The organism is Proteus penneri (genome assembly GCF_003144535.1).
Classification (GTDB): Bacteria; Pseudomonadota; Gammaproteobacteria; order Enterobacterales; family Enterobacteriaceae; genus Proteus; species Proteus penneri.
Genome location: NZ_PHFJ01000009.1, coordinates 18,483 through 38,915, shown reverse-complemented (window position 1 = coordinate 38,915; position 20,433 = coordinate 18,483). Strand labels below are relative to the sequence as shown.

18 protein-coding genes are annotated in these 20,433 nt (G+C 38.0%); 5 read left to right on the top strand and 13 right to left on the bottom strand.

All coding sequences use genetic code 11. From position 1 onward, the window contains the following. Positions 1-17: 17 nt before the first annotated feature. Positions 18-434 carry a Rap1a family protein gene (locus tag CUB63_RS11355; RefSeq protein ID WP_109400016.1) on the bottom strand — a complete coding sequence of 139 codons (417 nt, stop codon included), beginning with the start codon at positions 432-434 and terminating at the stop codon, positions 18-20. Positions 435-719: 285 nt separating this feature from the next. Between CUB63_RS11355 and CUB63_RS11350 the strand changes: the two genes are divergently transcribed. From CUB63_RS11350 to CUB63_RS11335, 4 genes are all read left to right on the top strand, one after another. Next, positions 720-1,907 carry an ROK family transcriptional regulator gene (locus CUB63_RS11350; RefSeq protein ID WP_232240013.1) on the top strand — a complete coding sequence of 396 codons (1,188 nt, stop codon included), beginning with the start codon at positions 720-722 and terminating at the stop codon, positions 1,905-1,907. Positions 1,908-1,946: 39 nt separating this feature from the next. After that, positions 1,947-3,245 (top strand): hypothetical protein, encoded by a 1,299-nt coding sequence (locus CUB63_RS11345; protein ID WP_109848058.1) that lies wholly within the window; start codon positions 1,947-1,949, stop codon positions 3,243-3,245. Positions 3,246-3,272: 27 nt separating this feature from the next. Continuing rightward, positions 3,273-4,433, top strand: a complete 1,161-nt coding sequence (locus CUB63_RS11340) for an MFS transporter (RefSeq protein ID WP_072064354.1) — start codon at positions 3,273-3,275, stop codon at positions 4,431-4,433. A gap of 156 nt (positions 4,434-4,589) precedes the next feature. Continuing rightward, positions 4,590-4,856: a DksA/TraR family C4-type zinc finger protein gene (locus CUB63_RS11335; protein ID WP_109400018.1), complete on the top strand. Its 267-nt coding sequence runs from the start codon at positions 4,590-4,592 to the stop codon at positions 4,854-4,856. A gap of 96 nt (positions 4,857-4,952) precedes the next feature. Here the strand turns inward: CUB63_RS11335 and CUB63_RS11330 are convergent, their stop codons facing one another. After that, a complete protein-coding gene (locus tag CUB63_RS11330) occupies positions 4,953-6,689 on the bottom strand; it encodes a pyridoxal phosphate-dependent decarboxylase family protein (protein ID WP_109848057.1) in 1,737 nt (578 codons plus the stop codon). Between the two features lie 694 nt (positions 6,690-7,383). On the opposite strand from CUB63_RS11330, the gene CUB63_RS11325 reads away from it, so the two are divergent. Next, positions 7,384-7,833: a hypothetical protein gene (locus CUB63_RS11325; RefSeq protein WP_109848056.1), complete on the top strand. Its 450-nt coding sequence runs from the start codon at positions 7,384-7,386 to the stop codon at positions 7,831-7,833. 86 nt (positions 7,834-7,919) lie between these two features. Here the strand turns inward: CUB63_RS11325 and deoD are convergent, their stop codons facing one another. From deoD to CUB63_RS11270, 11 genes are all read right to left on the bottom strand, one after another. Then, positions 7,920-8,636 (bottom strand): purine-nucleoside phosphorylase, encoded by a 717-nt coding sequence (gene deoD, locus CUB63_RS11320; protein ID WP_006536106.1) that lies wholly within the window; start codon positions 8,634-8,636, stop codon positions 7,920-7,922. A 77-nt stretch (positions 8,637-8,713) separates the two neighbouring features. Continuing rightward, positions 8,714-9,940 carry a phosphopentomutase gene (gene deoB, locus CUB63_RS11315; protein WP_072064358.1) on the bottom strand — a complete coding sequence of 409 codons (1,227 nt, stop codon included), beginning with the start codon at positions 9,938-9,940 and terminating at the stop codon, positions 8,714-8,716. A 66-nt stretch (positions 9,941-10,006) separates the two neighbouring features. Continuing rightward, positions 10,007-11,329 carry a thymidine phosphorylase gene (deoA, locus tag CUB63_RS11310; protein WP_109400020.1) on the bottom strand — a complete coding sequence of 441 codons (1,323 nt, stop codon included), beginning with the start codon at positions 11,327-11,329 and terminating at the stop codon, positions 10,007-10,009. Between the two features lie 67 nt (positions 11,330-11,396). Beyond that, entirely contained in the window at positions 11,397-12,176 is a 780-nt protein-coding gene (deoC, locus tag CUB63_RS11305) for a deoxyribose-phosphate aldolase (RefSeq protein WP_006536109.1), read from the bottom strand. Positions 12,177-12,696: 520 nt separating this feature from the next. Next, the gene (locus tag CUB63_RS11300; RefSeq protein ID WP_072064361.1) at positions 12,697-13,995 is read right to left on the bottom strand and encodes a NupC/NupG family nucleoside CNT transporter; all 1,299 of its coding nucleotides are present in this window, start codon (positions 13,993-13,995) and stop codon (positions 12,697-12,699) included. Positions 13,996-14,284: 289 nt separating this feature from the next. Further along, positions 14,285-15,067: a TatD family hydrolase gene (locus CUB63_RS11295; RefSeq protein WP_109848055.1), complete on the bottom strand. Its 783-nt coding sequence runs from the start codon at positions 15,065-15,067 to the stop codon at positions 14,285-14,287. Between the two features lie 2 nt (positions 15,068-15,069). Continuing rightward, positions 15,070-16,125, bottom strand: a complete 1,056-nt coding sequence (locus CUB63_RS11290) for a patatin-like phospholipase family protein (protein WP_109848054.1) — start codon at positions 16,123-16,125, stop codon at positions 15,070-15,072. A 129-nt stretch (positions 16,126-16,254) separates the two neighbouring features. Further along, on the bottom strand, positions 16,255-16,599 hold the full coding sequence (locus CUB63_RS11285) for a BON domain-containing protein (protein WP_006536117.1): 345 nt from the start codon (positions 16,597-16,599) through the stop codon (positions 16,255-16,257). A gap of 732 nt (positions 16,600-17,331) precedes the next feature. Next, positions 17,332-18,921, bottom strand: coding sequence for a peptide chain release factor 3 (gene prfC, locus CUB63_RS11280; protein ID WP_109848053.1), 1,590 nt, complete (start codon positions 18,919-18,921; stop codon positions 17,332-17,334). Positions 18,922-19,586: 665 nt separating this feature from the next. Beyond that, positions 19,587-20,033 carry a ribosomal protein S18-alanine N-acetyltransferase gene (gene rimI / locus CUB63_RS11275; RefSeq protein ID WP_072064366.1) on the bottom strand — a complete coding sequence of 149 codons (447 nt, stop codon included), beginning with the start codon at positions 20,031-20,033 and terminating at the stop codon, positions 19,587-19,589. Further along, on the bottom strand, positions 20,002-20,412 hold the full coding sequence (locus CUB63_RS11270) for a DNA polymerase III subunit psi (RefSeq protein ID WP_072064367.1): 411 nt from the start codon (positions 20,410-20,412) through the stop codon (positions 20,002-20,004). Before CUB63_RS11270 ends, rimI begins: the two co-directional genes overlap by 32 nt. Between the last annotated feature and the right edge of the window lie 21 nt (positions 20,413-20,433).

Genomic DNA, 20,433 nt, shown 5'->3' with positions numbered 1-20,433 from the left:
ATGTGGCTATTTTTCGTCTAGATACTGCTATCAGCATGGCAAGGATAAGCATCTTGTAATGCGAGAATATAAATTAACTCCAACGGCGTTTCTTGTTGTTTATTCTTCACTTCAGGATTTTTATCTAAATAAGCATCAATATGCTTAACCATAAAATCGCCATTTTGCTCTATTTTAGGCGGTGGGCAATAAAGAGGACGAAAATTATCGTTATCTTGATTCTCAATTTTTACAGCAACCGCATAAAAATTAAATCCATTTGCGATACCGTTTAGATAAGCTTGAGTCACCGATTTTAATTGTTTATTAGCAGGATGCTCGAGGGCTAATAATCGTTTTACCTCTAGATAACCGCTTAATGTCACTGCCTGTGAATACAGTGGGAATAACAATAGCATCCCTATAACCCCTTTTAATAACATTCCTTTTTTCATGCTGATTTTCTCTTTAATTCAATAGATATTGATTTCATTCTAGTCGTTTTACTGCGTTAAGAATATGTGCAATGAATATATACATTGAAGATCTTTTAAAGGCTCCCATTGTGCAAATCAAACACATCAAATTGTGATCACAAACCCATTTAGGATGGTTTCCAAACTAATTAGCAGTTTTTCACTTTACAAAGTAAATAAAACGGTGCATAACTATCAATCACAGACGATTTTATATAAAAAAAACATCTTTTAGTTTTGTTTCTAAACAAATGGAGTAGTAACGTGACACCGAACGTACCCAATACATTACGGCAAATGAATGCCTCGCTTGTATTAAATGTCATTCGTCATCAAGGTCCTTTGTCACGGGCTCAGATAGCCAAAATTAGTGGAATTACAAAAGCGACGGTGTCTGAAATTATTAACGATCTCCTTGAAGAAAAAATCGTTTATGAAAGCGGTGTTAGTTCGCCAGCAGGACAAGGTAGAAAAGGTATTTTAGTTAACTTCGATCCTCAACACAGTTTAGGTGTCAGCATTGATTTAGGCGGAACCAAAATCGCCTATGCTGTTTTTAACTTAGATGCCGAATTGTTGTATGAATATCAAGAGCCTACCTTTGATACTGACGATCGTGAGCACTTTATTACGCAATTTGCACAAAGTATTGAAAATGTGATCGAAAAAAGCGGCGTAGACCGTCAAAAGATCAATGTTATCGGTGTCGCCACACCAGGGATCATCGATATCAAAAATGGTGTTGTGCTAGAAGGTTCCCCTAACTTACCTCAATGGGATAATTTACCTTTAGCACAACAGCTTACAGAAAAACTCAATGTACCCGTTGTACTCGAAAATGATATTCGTGCAGCACTTGTGGGTGAAATGTGGAAAGGCCACTGCCGTCATACGCACAGTTGTGCGCTAATTGGCATCGGCACAGGATTAGGCTCCGCCTTGCTAATGGATGGAAAAGTTATTCGTGGCGCAAACAATGCAGCCGGTGAAATCGGCTATATGATGTTTGCTCGTGACCATCTCTTTCGAAATTGGCGCAATAAAGGATGCTTTGAGAGTTTCTGTTCCGGTTCAGGTTTAAGTGAACGCATGGCGAGCTTACGAGGGGAAAATCTTAGTGCGATTGAGATTATTCAAGCATCACAACAAGGCGATCCTCTGGCTCAATCCTTAGTTGAAGAAATGGCAGATTATCTTGCTATTGGCATTATGAACTTAGTCGCCATTGCAAATCTGGAAAAAGTGGTATTAACAGGCGGGATCACTCGCTCTGCTGATACCTTTTTACCGCGTGTTCAGGCAAATCTAGATAGACATTTATTTGCTAACACCAAAGTGAATATCGAGCTGTCTGAATTATGGGAAAAAGGCCCGCTTTATGGCATTGCCATTCTTGCCTTGGCTACGGTTTATCCATCAATTCAATTTATGCCCGAGATCCAATTGAGATAACCCTAATAAAAAAGCACCTAAACGAGATGGGAGCAACTCATGGCAGGAATACATCTTCACCCACATGATATTTTAGACGAAGGCATGCCCGCTATACTTCAACGCCTTGATGGCATGAAGCATGTCGAGCATTTATTTGTCGAAATTAATACCATTTTTGAACGTAACCCTTACCCTGTTGGTGATTTACCTCATAACCCTATCCATAATGTAGTTATGGGAACAGGTACACTACACATCAACACTCATACTGATTTCCCTCGTCTAAGCCAACGTGTTGATCCAACTATTTTAGCGGGTGCCGATCCGCTAATGACGATAAAAAAAGCCACTGATGGCGGAAAATATAAAGTCATTCCATGGGCAAATATTCTTAATGGCGATTTCACTGGGGATATAGAAAACAATCAGGTTATCGATTTTAAAGGCCGTCCACAGGCACACTGGCTCTGCCCTAACGCTCCTGATGTCGCTCAATTGTGGCAAAAGACATTCACAGCATTAAAACAAAACTACGGTTATGACACCTTTTTAATTGATCGAATTCGTTTCCCTGATTGGGCAGGTAAAGAAGTTAATCCAGCTGGATTATTTACCTGTTTTTGCCCTCACTGTGAAAAGAAAATGGTACAGCAAGGTTTACCTGTTAATGAAATCAAACAGCGTCTGGCGGCTTTAGCTGACTCATTAAAACAAGCGGATTTCGAAACACCTGTTGCCGCATTAAAAGAAGATCCTTTGTTAAAAGCGTGGCAAGTATTTCGCCAACAAAGTGTGACTCAATTAGTTGAAAAATTACTGTCTGATGCCAAACAAACTGCGGGTGGTATTACGTTATGGCTTGATCTATGGCCACCAGCTTATAGTTGGATCTTAGGTCAGAACTACCATGAATTAACGCGTTATTCTTCAACACTCAAACATTTCCCTTATCATAAATTAGGGGGAGGAGCAGATGTTCAAGGGTTAATTAATCATTTTGCCCATGATAGCGAAAGCCAAGAGCGTGCATTTACTGCGTTCAAACGCTTATTTGAATTACCTTATGACATTTCATACGAAACCTTTAAACAGCAAGGTTTTCCTATTCACTTTGTTGCAGAACAAAATAATAAAGTTCGCCAGCTTTCACAGCCAAATACCTTTATTTATAGCGGTATTCAAATGTGGAATTTACCTGCCTCTCAATTAATTGAAGCCGTTATTGCAGCAGAAGAAAGTGCTTGTGATGACTTACTTTATTATTGCTATGGATGGGCTACTCAAGAATTATTTGATGCAATTGGCGAACACAATACACCTAACAATAACGCCTATAACAACACGATTAAAGAATAATACACCGCGGAAAATCAGGATAAAATTATGGCTAAACAACAAAAATGGAAAGTCTTTTTCCTTCTGTTTGTCACGATGTTTTTACTCGGTGGCATTCAAAATACAAAAGGGCTTATTCTTGAACAAGTTCAACATGATATTTCATTAAATATGAGCCAAGTTGGCTCATTAATTACCTTTTTCCAAATCGGTTTTTTAATTGCCAGTTTATTAACAGGCTATTTTACCGATAAGAAAGGGTTAAAAGTCATGATGTTTATTGGCTCATTAATGATGGCGGTTGGTTTAACAGGAACCAGCCTTGCTTTTAATGTGATGCTATTTTTTGGCTTTTATCTGGTAATTGGTTTAGGTATTGGCTCGATGCTTGTCTCTATCGTGACCGTTATTCCGACTTTCTATAAAGAGAAAGCTGGCATGATGTTTAACGTCTCTAATGCAATGTTTGGCGTAGGGATGATTGTCACTCCGCTAATTTTACAATATCTATTTTCACACTCTATTTCATGGCGTACTTTTTATGTGGGTGTTGCCGTTATTGTTGCGGTCATTATTCTCGTATTGAGTACATTAAAAATAGAAAACAGCGCACAAGTTGATATGAAATTCAGTGACTTTTTAGAGTTACTGACACAAAAATCGCTATTATTAGTTATCTTATTTATTACGTTGTACGTTGCTGCTGAAGCCGCTTTCTTAAACTTCTTCCCTATTTTCTATACCTCTATGGATATTGGAAATATGAGTAGCGCACAAAAAGCAGAAACAGCCGCTTATGTGATTTCCAGTTTTGCTTTCTTATTTACTATTGGTCGTTTTATTGGTGGTTTTATTAACCTTGCATTGGGTGATCGCAAAACGCTTATTCTATTTTCATTATTTTCTCTAATCGCCATTATTGTAAGCCGTATCTTTGTACAAGATGTTGTTTATCTGTTTATGGTATTTGGTTTTGCATTATCAGTGCTGTTTCCAACAGCCGCCGCCGTTGCCACAAAATTAACCAGCAAAAGTGGCTCGGTGATGGGATTGATTTATGTTGCTTCTGGATTGGGTGGTGCGTTAGCAGGTTCATTAATTGGTCAGGTTTCAGAAAGCTATAATGTTTCTGTTGGCTTTAACCTGATTATTGTATTCGTCGCCCTCTTCTTTATTATTTCTCTATTTATTAGAGAACAAAAACAATAATAACAACCGTTATGCCTCTGAAATTTGCCCCTCCATATGAGGGGTTTTTTATTTCTATCGTGATAAATTAAGGTACATTTTCCTTTTGTTTTGTTGATTTTTTCGCCATCGCCCTAATAATAGTATTTATATTCACTGTTAAAATAGGAGAATATGATGGCAAGTGGATGGGCTAATGATAGTGCTGTTCAAGAGCAAATAGATGCCACCATTGATGATGCAATTGCCAGAGCTCGTAACCAAATGGCGCAAGGTGAAAGTGCAGAGTTTTGTGATGAATGCGGTGAGCCAATCTCTCTGGCTCGGCAAAAAGCCGTTCCTGGTGTACGTTATTGTTTAAACTGCCAAGAGGCATTTGATAAAAAAAATAATGCCTTTAGTGGGTATAATCGCCGTGGTAGTAAAGATAGCCAACTCAGATAATCTGCAATTATTATCATATAAAATAAAAACTGTACTTTAATATGGATTTCCTCGATTAAAGTACAGTTTGTTTTATTTAATCAGACAATAATTTAGTTAGATTTTCGCAACCTTTTTTGAGCTCATGTTTTGACTCATTTCGGTTAAAATCTTCATAAAATTATCAATATGAGCACGTTCAGTATTTGGATTCATAAATACCGCTTTTTCACCTGGAAGATAAATATAACGGTTATTTTTCGCATATTTCGAGCAAGCAATAGAATCTACCCAATTAGTAAATAATCCTTCTTTACCACGTTGTAAGAAAAGTTTTCTATGCCACTGCGTATTATGAACCATAAAGTCATATGCTTCTTTATCTGTAGAGCACGTTAACTCTAAATCAAAAGCAACATTAGGATCTTTGACTAAATTTGGATCATACAGTTTAAAACCAACACTTGGGCCTTGGTTTTGCGGTACGATCACTTTCGCATTCCCCATCTCTAACAACTGATGGCGCATGTAGTTGGCGTTTTGCAAACAGTGAGCAATAATGGTTTGGTAACCTTCAATACCCATATAGTGCATTGCAGAATAAGCACCAAAGATACCCACACCACTACGTGTACATTCAATAGTAGATTGTAAGTGAGTCTGCCCTTCTAATTCATGTTCAAAATAGGTGAAGTTTTCTGGATCGTTTTCCAGTGCCACGAAGTCATTGCCATTTTTCACCAATACTAAACTTGAGGTATAAGGCACATAGCCCCATTTATGGAAGTCGATGGTAATGGAATCGGCATATTTCAGATGTTTAAATTTCTCAACGTTCTGACGTAAACCTTCTAAGGTGACATCATTAATTGCCAGCGGATTACTGCTAAAATCATATTCTAAGAAGAAGATAATCGGCCAACCAACAGCTGCATCAACGTGAACATGGGGCTTAACAGGGATCTCGAATTCTTCACATAAGCGATCACGTAATTCACAAACCCCTTTCACATCATCCACACCAAAGGTGTCTGTTGTTCCTGTGGTTAACATGATAGTGGGTACTTTGCATTTAACAGTAAAGCACGCCCTTAATTCTCGCTCTAAGTGTTCTAAATTAATGGTGTTATCTTCAGACACTTTAATACGGATAGTTTTGTTATCAACATCAACACCTAATAAGGCTAGGTTAGTCATATTTGAATAGTGACCACCTTGGGAGTTAATGATGCGATAATCTTGATCTGCGGCCATGCCTAAATGTTTAGAATTAGGCATAGATTTGCGTAATCCAAAGAGATAACCATATAAGTTACACATGGTGCCACCTTGAGTGAACACACCTGAGGCAACTTCAGGATCGTAACCAACCAATTTAGCGACTTTTTTTATCGTCACTTTCTCTAACGCATCAGCAACACCAGAATATTCACAATACACCATGTTAGGGTTGCCCATTAACCCTAAGATTGAACCATAAACCCCCGGATCACTTGGCATTGCAATTACGTTTTCAACAGCTAATGGATTTTCCCAGTTTTTACACAGTGTTGAAACTAACATCAGTAGTTCATTAGGATCATTTTCTGGGTAATTAATGTTTTGTTGGATTTGCGTATCCGTCATTAGACGTTCAAATAGTTGTTGCCCATTTGAGTAACGTTGTAATTGGTCATTATCGTTAGAAGTTGTTTTTCTAAACTGTGTAATCGATTGGATTGTTTTATCCTGAAATATCGGCCAATACTTCGGATCTCGGCTGAAAAAGTGAGCAATAACGTCGTGGTATTTCTTCTCAAATTCCGCATTCAGAATGTTAGCAGAAGATAGACCTAATAAATCTTGATTTTTCACTATATTCTCCAAATAGAAACCGACAGAAATTTAAATTGATTGCATAACAATACTATACATTTTCTAATTAATTTAGTTAGTGCTTCATGTGAGCCCATAGGCTCTACTCACAGCCACACAAAACAAAATATTTTATTTAATATCAATGCAATAGAAATCTTCGGAAAGTTAAATTTACAGGTGTTATTATTTCATATATATGCTTATGTGACTGACATCACAATGAAAATTAAGCTATAAACAAAAATAATCACCCGCAATACTATTAACTATTTGAAATATAATCAAAATACAATAATAACCAGCTAACCATATGATATTATTGGAGTCTCTATTTAATTAATTGTATTAATCTGTTATTTCCGCAATTAGTACAGCTAAAATTACATTAAGTTTAGTTACCACCAATAAAATCAAACGAAATCACTATAATATTTTTCATAATCAGCTAATTAATTATAATTTTAACTATTATTAGGTACAAAGTATGGATTAAGGCTAAAACAGAAGGTAGTCACTAATGAAAATATAAAAAAGAAAATAATCATAGAGAATAATTCTACAAATAACGAAAATATTGGTTGAAAACAAAATACAGTCACCCTGCTAAATAATCAGAATATTTACTCTACATATTTTGCTTCTTTTGCCGATACTTAAAGTAATAAAGTAGGTAATTAACGGAGAAGACAATATGAAAGCACGTATCGCTATTGCTGCTGTATTCGTATTATTATCCGCAAGTGTCTATGCTGAAGAATTTACCTGCCAACTTGAAAATGGTAAGTATGTCAGCGTGTTCGTTGAACATGGAAAGCCACCTGTTTATCGCTATGGCACACTTGCAAAAACAGAGATCACACTACCTGTTCCTCAGCAACCCAATAATAATGTCTTTTATGGGCATCAAATGTTTGTTGCTGGCGCATCGACTTATATTCGATTTAAGAATGGAAATTACAGCTACATTGTTTATGACGGTGAAGGTAGAGGATGGAACTTTAACGGTATAATTGTTTATAAAGACAATAACATTATCAGTAAAAAAGAGTGCAAACAGCCATTAACACCCAGCTTAGATAATTTAAAAAATTACTCAATTAAAATGGACCCTTATTTAGAAACCTATATTTATGCTCCTTAATTTCTAATTTAATTAAACATATATACATAAAAAAACCCAATTCTTAAATTGGGTTTTTAGTATCTTTAAGCAACGAGATGTATTGATTAGTCTTCTAATAACAGAACAGATTCTAATGCAATTTCAATCATTTCGTTAAAGGTAGTTTGACGCTCTTCTGCTGTAGTTTGTGTACCTTTTTTGATGTGGTCAGATACGGTACAGATGGTCAATGCTTTTGCGCCGTATTCAGCTGCAACACCGTAGATACCTGCAGCTTCCATTTCAACACCTAAGATGCCGTATTTTTCCATTACATCAAACATTTCTGGATCTGGAGAGTAGAACAGATCAGCAGAGAAGATATTACCAACGCGAACTTTAATGTCTTTCGCTTTTGCTGCATCAACAGCATTCTGAACTAATTGATAATCAGCAATAGCGGCAAAATCTTGGCCTTTGAAACGCAGGCGGTTAACTTTAGAGTCTGTACATGCGCCCATACCAATAACAACATCACGCAGTTCAACATCTGGTAATACTGCACCACATGAACCCACACGGATGATAACTTTCACGCCGAAATCTGTAATTAATTCTTTTGCGTAAATTGAGCAGGAAGGAATACCCATACCGTGGCCCATAACAGAAACTTTACGGCCTTTATACGTACCTGTAAAACCTAACATACCACGAACATTGTTTACTTGACGGACGTCTTGTAAAAAAGTTTCAGCGATGTATTTAGCACGAAGCGGGTCGCCCGGCATTAAAACGACATCAGCAAAATCGCCCATTTCTGCGTTAATATGAGGGGTAGCCATAATTCTTCCTTTTAATTGATCTTTTTACTATTCAAATATCATTCGGTAGGCATATTACTATACCTACCGAAGTTAAATTAAAACATTGCCTTACCATAGTCGACCGGAGATAAACCGAAGTATTTCACAACAGTCTGACCGATATCAGCGAAAGTTTCACGGTGCCCCAATGAACCCGGTTTAACTTTTGGACCATAAACAAGAACAGGAATGTGTTCACGAGTATGATCAGAACCAGGCCAAGTTGGGTCGCAACCATGGTCTGCTGTTAAGATAAGAATGTCATCTTCTTTAACCAGTTCCATTAATTCTGGTAAACGACGGTCGAATAACTCAAGTGCTTCACCATAACCCACAACATCACGACGGTGGCCGTAAGAGGAGTCAAAATCAACAAAGTTGGTGAATACAATTGTGTTATCGCCCGCAAGTTTCATTTCTTCAAGTGTTGCATCAAACAGTGCATCAATACCTGTTGCTTTCACTTTTTTAGTGATACCTACGTTTGCGTAGATATCAGCAATTTTACCAATAGAAACAACATGGCCTTGTTTTTCATCAACCAGTTTTTTCAACATTGTTGGTGCTGGTGGCTCTACGGCTAAATCATGACGATTACCTGTACGGGCGAAGTTACCCGGCTTGTCACCGATAAATGGACGCGCAATAACACGACCAATGTTGTAATCACCTTTGTTTAGTTCATCACGAGCAATTTCACACAGCTCATATAATTTATCTAAACCATAAGTTTCTTCATGACATGCAATTTGGAATACAGAGTCGGCTGAGGTATAGAAAATCGGCTTACCCGTTTTCATATGCTCTTCACCCAGTTCATCCAAAATCACTGTACCAGATGCGTGACAGTTACCTAAGTATCCTGGTAATTTTGCACGTTTAACGATGTTTTCTAGCAGTTCTTGTGGGAATGAGTTTTTCAGCTCTTTGAAGTATCCCCAATCAAACAGAACAGGCACGCCCGCAATTTCCCAGTGGCCTGACGGAGTATCTTTACCAGAAGAGATTTCACTGGCATAACCATAAGCACCGATAATATCTGCATTTTTATCTAAACCGACAGGGAATTTGCCTGTTGATTCTTCCGCAGCTTTACCTAGACCTAAGCGGCAAAGATTAGGTAAATGGAGAGGACCTTTACGACCGTCTCTATCTGCTTTACCGTCAGCAAACGCTTGTGCGATATGCCCTAAAGTGTCTGAACCTTGGTCACCGAATTTCTCCGCATCACCGGCAGCACCGATACCGAAGGAATCTAATACCATGATATGTACACGTTTCATAATTCTCTCTCCTGTGTCATTCTCCGTAGACCACGGATATGTCACTGATAAATCGTAATTGAGTTCTTATTCGCTGATTTGGCGGTACACCATTGGTGAAGCTTCGCGTTTGCTGTCACCAATTACCATCGCTTTACGGACTTCAGCCGCAGCTTCTTGCCATGATTTTTCACTGTTCGCATGGATCATCGCTAACGGAGTGTCTGTATTGATTTCAGCACCAAGCGCTACGATGTCGCTTAATCCCACACTATAATCAATTGCATCAGTGGCTTTACGACGACCACCACCTAATGTCACAACAGACATACCTAATGCACGTGTATCCATTTCTGTGATAAACCCAGCTTTCTCAGCAAATACAGGTTTACTTAATACCGCAATTGGCAGGTATTTATTGTAGTTTTCAACAAAATCAGATGGGCCTTTCTGTGCTGCAACCATTCGACCAAAGACTTCTGCCGCTTTACCGTTATCCAACACATCTTGTAGTTTTTGACGAGCTTGTTGACGATCATCCGCTAAACGGCCTGATACTAACATTTCAACACACAGCGCCATAGTGACTTCAAATAGACGAGGGTTACGGTATTCACCTGTTAAGAATTGAACTGCTTCACGAACTTCAACCGCATTACCTGCGCTTGAAGCTAGAACTTCATTCATATCCGTTAACAGTGCCGTAGTTTGACAGCCTGCGCCATTTGCTACTTGGACAATTGACTCAGCCAGCTCTTCAGACTTCTGATAAGTCGGCATAAAGGCACCAGAGCCCACTTTAACATCCATCACTAATGCATCTAAACCTTCAGCTAATTTTTTACCTAGAATAGAGGCTGTGATAAGCGGGATTGAATCAACTGTAGCAGTAATATCACGGGTAGCATAAAAGCGTTTATCAGCAGGTGCTAATGAATTAGTCTGTCCGATAATAGCAACACCCACGTTACGAATAATATCGCGGAATTTCTCATCATCAGGGAAGATATCGAAACCTGGAATTGCTTCGAGTTTATCTAATGTTCCACCTGTATGACCTAATCCACGACCTGAAATCATAGGAACATAACCGCCACACGCGGCAACCATTGGCCCTAACATCAGAGATGTAACATCACCTACACCACCTGTTGAGTGTTTATCAACAATTGGGCCGTTTAAATTTAGGCTTTTCCAGTTCAGTACTGTACCGGAATCACGCATAGCTAATGTCAGAGCAACACGCTCAGGCATCGTCATATCGTGGAAATAAATAGTCATTGCTAATGCAGCAATTTGGCCTTCAGAAACAGTATTATCTCTGACGCCATTAATGAAAAAACGAATTTCTTCCTCTGTTAAAGGATGACCATCACGTTTTTTACGAATAATCTCTTGGGCAAGAAACACTGCAACCTCCTGGTTTTATAGCATTGATAACGCCCACAATAAAATGTGGACGTATTACACGAATGGATTAGTAACCACTAGACGATTTTTGCTCGCCATGACCTAAAGTGGCTAGTAAATTACCTAACAAGCTTGATGCGCCAAAACGGAAGTGACGAGCATCAACCCAGTTGTCACCCATAATGCGTTTAGCCAATGCAAGGTATTGGGCAGCTTCTTCAGCGGTACGTACACCACCAGCCGGTTTAAAACCAACTTCTTTGCCAACGCCCATATCGTGGATCACTTGGATCATTAACTCAGCGCTTTCCAGTGTTGCATTTACAGGTACTTTACCTGTGGAGGTTTTAATAAAGTCTGCACCTGCTTTGATGGAAATTTCAGATGCTTTACGGATAAGCGCTGGATCTTTCAGCTCACCCGTTTCAATAATGACTTTCAGTAAAGCGCCTGCTTTTGCACAAGCTTCTTTACATGCTTTAACGATATCAAAACCGATTTGCTCGTTACCAGCCATAAATGCACGGTAAGGGAAAACTACGTCAACCTCATCTGCGCCATAAGCTAATGCCGCGTTGGTTTCTGCTAATGCGATATCTAAATCATCATTACCATGAGGGAAGTTAGTTACGGTTGCGATACGAACGTCAGGAGTACCTTGTTCGCGTAACACTTTACGTGCTAACGGAATAAAACGTGGGTAGATACAAATAGCAGCAGTATTGCCTTCTGGGCTTTTAGCTTGATGACATAATGCTGTCACTTTTGCATCAGTATCATCATCATTTAATGTAGTTAAATCCATCAAAGACAGCGCAAGGCGCGCTGCAGCGGTTAAATCTGTCATAAAACTCTCCAACGATGTTTCTCAAGCCCTTTTGGGCGTACGCTTAAGGTTAGCGATTAAATTTGTTGGCGAGCGGACTTGGTTCCTTGAAGATGTTGTTGCAGCTTAATACCACAACGACAGCTGAGCTCCCTCTCACCGCGCTATGCTCACTTCGGCGACCCGTCATTGAGCTTTCGCCATTCCATGAAGTTTCAGCACATCTTATTTGAACACGCTAAGGAACAATTAGATGTGCTTTTCGTCACACTAATTAAATGCAACTTGCAATATATAACATAAAAATGTGATAAATATCACAGTTAAGTCGTTTTCTGGTTTAATGTTACTCGAATAGCGCCTTTAAGTCGTCTTTATAACGCAAAAAAAACGTAAGCAATATAAAATGATATCGTTATTAACCCTATTCAATACAAATTGCGAAATATCTCTCACAATAAAAGTAGTTAACATTACAGCAGAAAACAAACATAAAAGAGCAGATAGGCAAAACCCATCTGCTCTCTACAATAAAAATTAATTAAGCAACAACGGCCATTGCTGTTAATGCAAAGAAGAATCCTGCAATCGTTGCACTCATTAAGTTAGAGAGTGTACCTGCAAGTACTGCTTTCATACCTAAACGAGCCACATCTTGACGACGATTTGGTGCCATTCCACCTAAACCACCTAACAAAACAGCTACGGAAGAAAGGTTAGCAAAACCACACAGTGCAAAGGAAATGATTACCTTTGTTTGTTCTGATAACACCATGAGTCCAGAGCCCGCAACAAGTGCATCCTCTTTGAGATATTTACTAAATTCAGAGTAAGCATAGAACTCATTGATAACAATTTTTTGTCCAATAAATGAGCCTGCAATGGTCGCTTCACTCCAAGGCACGCCAATTAGGAAGGCAATAGGTGCAAACACCCAACCAAACACGAGTTCTAATGAGAAATTCTCATAACCAAACCAGCCACCAATACCACCGAGGATACCATTAACTAATGCAATCAATGCAACGAAAGCAAGTAACATGGCACCGACGTTAAGGGCAAGCTGTAAACCTGAAGAGGCACCTGCAGCTGCAGCATCGATAATATTAGCGGGTTTTTCGTCATCTGCCATTTTATCAAGCGCATCTTTTTGATCATCTGGTGTTTCTGTTTCAGGGATCAATAATTTAGCAAAGAGTAAACCACCAGGAGCCGCCATAAAGGAAGCCGTAATCAGGTACTCCAACGGTACGCCCATGCTAGCGTATCCAGCAAGCACAGAACCCGCAACAGAGGCTAAACCACCACACATAACAGCAAAGAGCTCAGAGGTTGTCATTCTTGCAATATAAGGGCGAACAACAAGCGGTGCTTCTGTTTGTCCAACAAAAATATTTGCAGTTGCAGACATCGATTCTGTTCGTGATGTACCTAGTACTTTTTGTAAACCACCACCAAGAATTTTGATGACGATTTGCATAATGCCAAGGTAATACAACACTGCAATTAGTGAAGAGAAAAACACAATAACAGGCAGTACGCGTAGGGCGAATACGAAACCGCCACCACCAAATAATTCGAACATTTTATCTGATACTAAGCCCGCAAAGAGGAAGCTCATCCCATTATTGCCGTAATCAATAACATTCTTAACGCCATCAGAAATCGCAAGAAGTACCTCGCGACCACCGTCGGAATAAAGAACAAATGCACCTAAGCCAATCTGAATAAGGAATGCGCCACCAACTGTACGTAGTCTAATTGCACGTCGATTGCTGGAAAACAGAACGGCTATCAATATTAATGTTGCCATTCCGACCAAGCTCATAATGAGTTGCATTGAAGGATCCCTGTTCACATAAAAATTTAATGGATTATCAATAATGCCCTTGCCAGAGCTTATTGACTCTTTTTTGCCAGATAATTATACCTAGTCTAAGAAAAGAACCCTCAACATCCATCACAAATAGGGTCTGAAAAAAGTAACAAAAAAGTCACAAATGAGAAGTTGATCACACAAAAAGAGGGGAAAACCGCATTATTGAATAGGCAGAATAGAGAGAAAACATCATCCGATTAACAAACCATGTATTCAATTTTAACCAGTAAAGTTAAATTCAATTCAACAACTAGATATTATCTTTTAACCGAAATAATTGTAGGCTATTAAAATAGAGTTGCTGTGCAATTACCTCAGAGGGTTCTTGACGTAGTTCACAGAGTTGAGAAAAAACATATTGAATTCGTTCTGGGCGATTGGGTTCACCTTGAAAACCGCTCACAGGCATATCGGGCGCATCTGTTTCTAGTAATAGCGATTCAAGCGGCAATGAAGCCATTGCTCGACGGGTCTTTTGTGCTCGCTCATAAGTAATGGTTCCACCAACGCCAATAAAATAGCCTTGTTGAATAAACTTTTCAGCTTGTTGCTGGCTTCCTGCAAAACCGTGTACAACTCCTTTACGAGGAACATCATAACGACGTAACAAGGCACTTAACTTATCGTGAGTTTTTCGTGAGTGTAAAATAACGGGTAAATCAAACTTAGCCGCTAATTTAAGTTGTGCAATTAAAAAGCGCTCCTGCTTTTCTGGTTGCGGGTTATCCATATAGTCATCAAGCCCGATTTCTCCGATAGCAACACAACGAGGTTCTATTTTTAATTTCTGTTCTAATTCAATGAGATGTTGTTCTGTATGCGCTTCAATATATAAAGGATGTAATCCTAATGCACTATATAATTGAGGATATTCATTTGATAACTCAGTCACCACATCAAAATTCCAGCGAGCAACTGCAGGAATAATGATTTTTTTTACTTGCGCTTGATGTGCTAAAGATAAGCTATTTGCAATATCATTATAAAAAACTGGAAAATCAAAATGACAGTGAGTATCAATAAATTTATTCATTCTTAAACCTGCCTTACATCAGGGTGCACACTTCTTGTTCCTTGTTGAATAATTGAAGCATCCTCCGCTTTATCCGCCTTTGCTTCTTGCTCAAATAGGCTAAAGATTTTTTTATCATGCTGTTTGAATTTTTTCTTAGAAAAATGCTGACCTATTGTCGCTAAAAAATAGCGTCCACAACGTCTACCCACATGATAATCATGATTTAATGCACTTAAACGACTTCCTAATGCACTCGATTGTAACGTCGTTGGTGGATAGATTTCGATAACAACAACATCTTCTGGAGGCGATTGAATAAATTTAAGTGTTTCGGTATAGGTTTCGATATGGACTTGAGCCATCGCCATAAAACGTTGTAAACGGCTATTTTCAAACCATTTTCCCATACGATCGACCCATTCTGTTGTGTATTGATATTCAGAAGGTACCGTGCGCACAACAACAATAGTACGACAACCACGTCGATAAGCTTCTCTCACTGGAATAGCATCGCTGATACCACCATCATGATAAACAACATCATGAAATAAGACCCCATTACGATAAAAAGCAGGGATAGCACTGGACGCTTTGATTATCTCAAGCCAAGTCAGTTCATCGGGTTGAAAATAATTGGCCTGAAAATTATCAGAACGACTTGCCACCATATAAAATTCGCGCCCCGTATCAAACCGCCGTAGTGCTGTTGGTATATCAAGAGGCATTTCTTTGGCTGTCGTGTCTATATACCAATCAAGATCGAGTAAATTGCCGCCACGGACAAAACGAATGGGATTGAAGAATTGATTATTGGTTGTATAGCGATTAATAATTTTACGTGCATATCCACGCTGACCACAGGCAAAAGCAGACAAATTTTGTGCTCCCGCAGACACCCCAAGTAAAACATCAAAGGGATCAAATCGTGATCGCATAAATTCATCAAGGACACCCGCAGTAAAGATCCCGCGTTGACCTCCGCCCTCACAAACTAAAGCAACTTTACCTTGTGGTAGTGAGGATTGAAATTCGAGTGCAGTAATATTATTTAATGTGACAGGTATATACTTCCCCATAATGTCTCCTTAATACAACTTAACAAAGGATACCCGCACATTTTTTTGACGTCATTCTTTTTCCGTACTCATTCAAATAAATTAGACAATATATTCTTAGAGTGTAACGAATATAAAAGAAAATCACGTTTATGATTTGATATTTACATCTGAGTCTACGCTTTTAACACCTTCAATTTTTTCAATAACTTGTAAGATTTTTTCTTCTTGCGCTTTACTATCAACAAAACCGGAAAGAAAGACATGCCCAAACTCAGTACGAATAGAAATATTCTCACTATTAATATCTTGCATTGGCAATAGCGTATCTTGAATTTTATTAGAAATAGAAGTATCACTTAAGTAGTGACCCGTATTATTCCCACTTTTATTAATCTCGCTATACCACGATGTTTCAGCTGACGCGCCCATACTGACAAAAGCTAAGCCGATTGACATTAATAACGCCAATTTTAGCGTCTTATATTGTTTCATTGCTCTCCCCCTAATCACAATAACTGAGATAGGAAATATACGTGTGTTTTAATGTCTGTCTTTTTATTAAGCACTACAAAAATTTAACAATCTAAGCTATTACACTAATAAGCTATCCGAGTTAAATAAAGTAAAAAATAGCAAATAAAGACTAATCCTAATAATTTTATTCTAAAAATGAAAAATAAATCTATAAAAAATTTTACATATATTTATAAATAAGTGTAAAAACAGGCATCATGTTAACAGAGAAAAAAAAGAGTAATTCCAAATGAAGAAGGGTTTTTCGGTAGGATATTAGGGATATACAGAGGATATTTAACAAAGAAAATCGAGTCTCTCACAGCGATGGGTTTATTAAGTATAAAGACTCAACAAAGCGAAGCAACAAATAAGGCTATATTAAAAATATAGCCTTTTCATTAAGTTAAATGCTCAAAGTATGAACACACTCTTACTCTAAATAATTCAAGCGACAACTTTAAGTATAAGCATGAGAATACTATTACTCTAAATCGTTCAAGCGACAACTTTAAGTATAAGCATGAGAATACTATTACTCTAAATAGTTCAAGCGGCAACTTTAAGCATCAGCACGAACATGCTATTACTCTAAATAATTCAAGCTGCAACTAGGCGACAAGTGAATGAGTCGCTAGGAGCATACATAAGTATGTGACTAGTGCGAATGAACGTAGTCAACAACGTTGCAGCTTGAAGTATGACGAGTAATTAGTGCTCACGGGTCTGATGGAACTCAACATCAGGATAACGCTCACGTGTTAAATTCAAATTGACCATCGTTGGTGCGATATAAGTTAAGTTATCGCTGCCATCAAGTGCCAAGTTTTGTTCATTTTTACGTTTAAACTCTTCGAGTTTTTTCTCGTTATTACATTCAACCCAGCGTGCCGTTGAAACGTTAACGGATTCATAAATCGCCTCAACGTTATATTCACTCTTAAGTCTTGCAACAACCACATCAAACTGAAGTACACCGACCGCGCCGACGATTAAATCGTTATTTGCCAGTGGTCTAAAGACTTGTACAGCACCTTCTTCTGATAACTGCACCAATCCTTTAAGTAACTGTTTCTGTTTTAATGGATCACGTAAACGAATACGGCGGAACAATTCTGGCGCAAAGTTTGGAATACCCGTGAATTTCAGAATTTCACCTTGAGTAAAAGTATCACCAATCTGAATGGTACCGTGGTTATGAAGACCAATAATATCGCCAGGATAAGCATGTTCAACGTGAGAACGATCGCCTGCCATAAAGGTTAATGCATCAGAAATCACCACATCTTTTTTAATTCGAACTTGGTGTAACTTCATACCTTTATCATACATACCAGATACAACACGTAGAAATGCAACACGGTCACGGTGCTTAGGATCCATATTGGCTTGGATCTTGAAGACGAAACCGGTGAACGTTTCTTCAGAAGCAGTGACTTCTCGCATATCAGTTTGACGAGGCATTGGTGCTGGCGCCCATTTTACAAGGCCATCAAGCATATGGTTAACACCAAAGTTACCTAATGCAGTACCAAAGAACACAGGGGTTAATTCGCCTGCTAAGAATGCCTCATGATCAAATTCGTGAGAAGCACCTAATACTAACTCTAATTCATCACGTAATTGACTTGCTAAATCGTCACCTATCGCTTCATCAAGCTCTGGGTTATCTAACCCTTTGATAACACGAGAATCCTGAATAGTGTGACCTTGACCGCTTTGATAAAGATAAGTTTCATCTTTCAGAATATGATAAACCCCTTTGAAGAGTTTTCCGCAACCAATAGGCCAAGTAACCGGACTACACGCGATTTTTAATTCTGTTTCAACTTCATCCATGACTTCCATTGGATCACGAATATCACGGTCAAGTTTATTCATAAAAGTCAGAATTGGGGTATCACGTAAACGTGTGACTTCCATTAATTTACGAGTACGATCTTCGACCCCTTTAGAAGAGTCAATGACCATTAAACAGCAGTCAACTGCAGTTAAAGTACGATAAGTATCTTCAGAAAAGTCTTCGTGCCCTGGGGTATCTAATAAGTTAACTAGACAATCCGCATAAGGGAACTGCATAACTGAGGTTGTAATAGAAATACCACGTTGTTTTTCCATTTCCATCCAGTCAGACTTTGCATGCTGATTTGAGCCACGGCCTTTTACGGTTCCTGCACGTTGAATTGCTTGTCCGAATAACAACACTTTTTCAGTGATGGTTGTTTTACCCGCATCAGGGTGGGAAATAATGGCAAAAGTTCTACGACGAGCAACTTCTTGCTGAAAAATAGGATTAGACATCAATGGTGATCTTCTGGTTGATAGACGAGAGAATGTAAGACACTGATATATTGCTATAAGTAATAATTAACGTGACTATAAAAACATTCAACCCGTAAGTTAATCTTAATTGGCGCTTATTTTCGCCTATCTTGTCTGTATAAACAATCAATGGTTACTATTTTATCTACTTGAGGGAGTGATGCCTAGTGTTTGAAAAAATTAATCGTATCTACTGCCTTATAGAGCAACATTGTTTTCATTGATACGCTCAGCATACCTATGTTTGCTAAAAATTCTACAAGCTACCTTTATGAGCTAACAATAAAGCAAAGCGTTAGCCTATTTATTTTCGGTTCAGGATTGAATAGAAGGATCTAAATAAACATACCTTCATTTAGATTTAATTTTGTCTATATTTAGAGACTAATCACTTTATTTAAAATAAAAGCAAATACTCAACTACTTCTTTTAAATATTATTCACCTTTTTAACACCGTTATAATCACCTGACGTTTTAAAATTTAACGATGACAAAAGTGAAATTAACTTGATAAATTTACATTAAGTAAAAATAAAGATAAATTTCAAATAAAAATAATGAAAAAATAAAATTATCATTCTTCAAATAAAACAAAAAACGCCTAATAGAAGGCGTTTTAAATTTAACTTAAATAAAGATTTAATTAGAAAGAAATAGGATAAGCCATGATAATCGCATCTTCATTTCCTGTCTTCGTTGGGTAATAGTTTTTGCGTTTTGAAACGAAATTAAATCCTATAGATTCATAGAGATTGAATGCTTTTTCATTAGATTCTCGCACCTCTAACCATAAGGTAGTAATATTTTTTTTCTCAAGTGTTTCAATCAGTTCCAATAAAAGTGCTTTACCGTAACCTTTCCCCTGATAATCAGGATGGATTGCGATATTAAAAAGTGTTGCCTCATCTAATATTAATTGCGTAATTGCAAAACCTACAATAATATTATCAATGCAAATTTTCAGATTAAAATAATGACTACCTTGGTTACTATAAAATGTTTCTTCACTCCAAGGGAATGAATGACTTAATTTTTCAATTTCCCATGCTAAAGGTAAATCAGCAGGGTTTAAGAGTGAAATGGTCTTCATATTGATAAATTTGTTTCCAAAGATCGCGTTTTGCATCAGCATCAAAATATAACTGATGTAATGAAGGGCTTCTCAGAGAAGTATATTCAGAGGGAAGTATGAGATCAGTGCCTAATAACCAGCAGGGAAGATTGAATGATTCTGTGAGCATGCTCACATCATCTGTTGTAATACAATAGATTTCGTCTTTATCTATCCCCATGGCGCTAAAAATATCAGAGAAAAGCCCGTTATTTAGATCAACGGTATCATCAGTAATGATAAGTAAACGTGTTGTATCCGGAAATTGAACAGAATGCTCGCCTTTTAACACAGCAGGCTTATGAAGTACCCACTGACGAATTCCAAGTTGGGATAACATTCTGTCTTTACGGCTCATTATGTTTACCTATCAAGTGTA

Excerpts from the sequence above, each read along its gene's own strand:
- CUB63_RS11355 (WP_109400016.1), bottom strand. The coding sequence starts at position 434 with ATGAAAAAAGGAATGTTATTAAAAGGGGTTATAGGGATGCTATTGTTA.
- CUB63_RS11345 (WP_109848058.1), top strand. The coding sequence starts at position 1,947 with ATGGCAGGAATACATCTTCACCCACATGATATTTTAGACGAAGGCATG.
- CUB63_RS11340 (WP_072064354.1), top strand. The coding sequence starts at position 3,273 with ATGGCTAAACAACAAAAATGGAAAGTCTTTTTCCTTCTGTTTGTCACG.
- CUB63_RS11335 (WP_109400018.1), top strand. The coding sequence starts at position 4,590 with ATGGCAAGTGGATGGGCTAATGATAGTGCTGTTCAAGAGCAAATAGAT.
- CUB63_RS11325 (WP_109848056.1), top strand. The coding sequence starts at position 7,384 with ATGAAAGCACGTATCGCTATTGCTGCTGTATTCGTATTATTATCCGCA.
- deoD (WP_006536106.1), bottom strand. The coding sequence starts at position 8,636 with ATGGCTACCCCTCATATTAACGCAGAAATGGGCGATTTTGCTGATGTC.
- deoB (WP_072064358.1), bottom strand. The coding sequence starts at position 9,940 with ATGAAACGTGTACATATCATGGTATTAGATTCCTTCGGTATCGGTGCT.
- deoC (WP_006536109.1), bottom strand. The coding sequence starts at position 12,176 with ATGACAGATTTAACCGCTGCAGCGCGCCTTGCGCTGTCTTTGATGGAT.
- CUB63_RS11300 (WP_072064361.1), bottom strand. The coding sequence starts at position 13,995 with ATGCAACTCATTATGAGCTTGGTCGGAATGGCAACATTAATATTGATA.
- CUB63_RS11295 (WP_109848055.1), bottom strand. The coding sequence starts at position 15,067 with ATGAATAAATTTATTGATACTCACTGTCATTTTGATTTTCCAGTTTTT.
- CUB63_RS11290 (WP_109848054.1), bottom strand. The coding sequence starts at position 16,125 with ATGGGGAAGTATATACCTGTCACATTAAATAATATTACTGCACTCGAA.
- CUB63_RS11285 (WP_006536117.1), bottom strand. The coding sequence starts at position 16,599 with ATGAAACAATATAAGACGCTAAAATTGGCGTTATTAATGTCAATCGGC.
- prfC (WP_109848053.1), bottom strand. The coding sequence starts at position 18,921 with ATGTCTAATCCTATTTTTCAGCAAGAAGTTGCTCGTCGTAGAACTTTT.
- rimI (WP_072064366.1), bottom strand. The coding sequence starts at position 20,033 with ATGAAGACCATTTCACTCTTAAACCCTGCTGATTTACCTTTAGCATGG.
- CUB63_RS11270 (WP_072064367.1), bottom strand. The coding sequence starts at position 20,412 with ATGAGCCGTAAAGACAGAATGTTATCCCAACTTGGAATTCGTCAGTGG.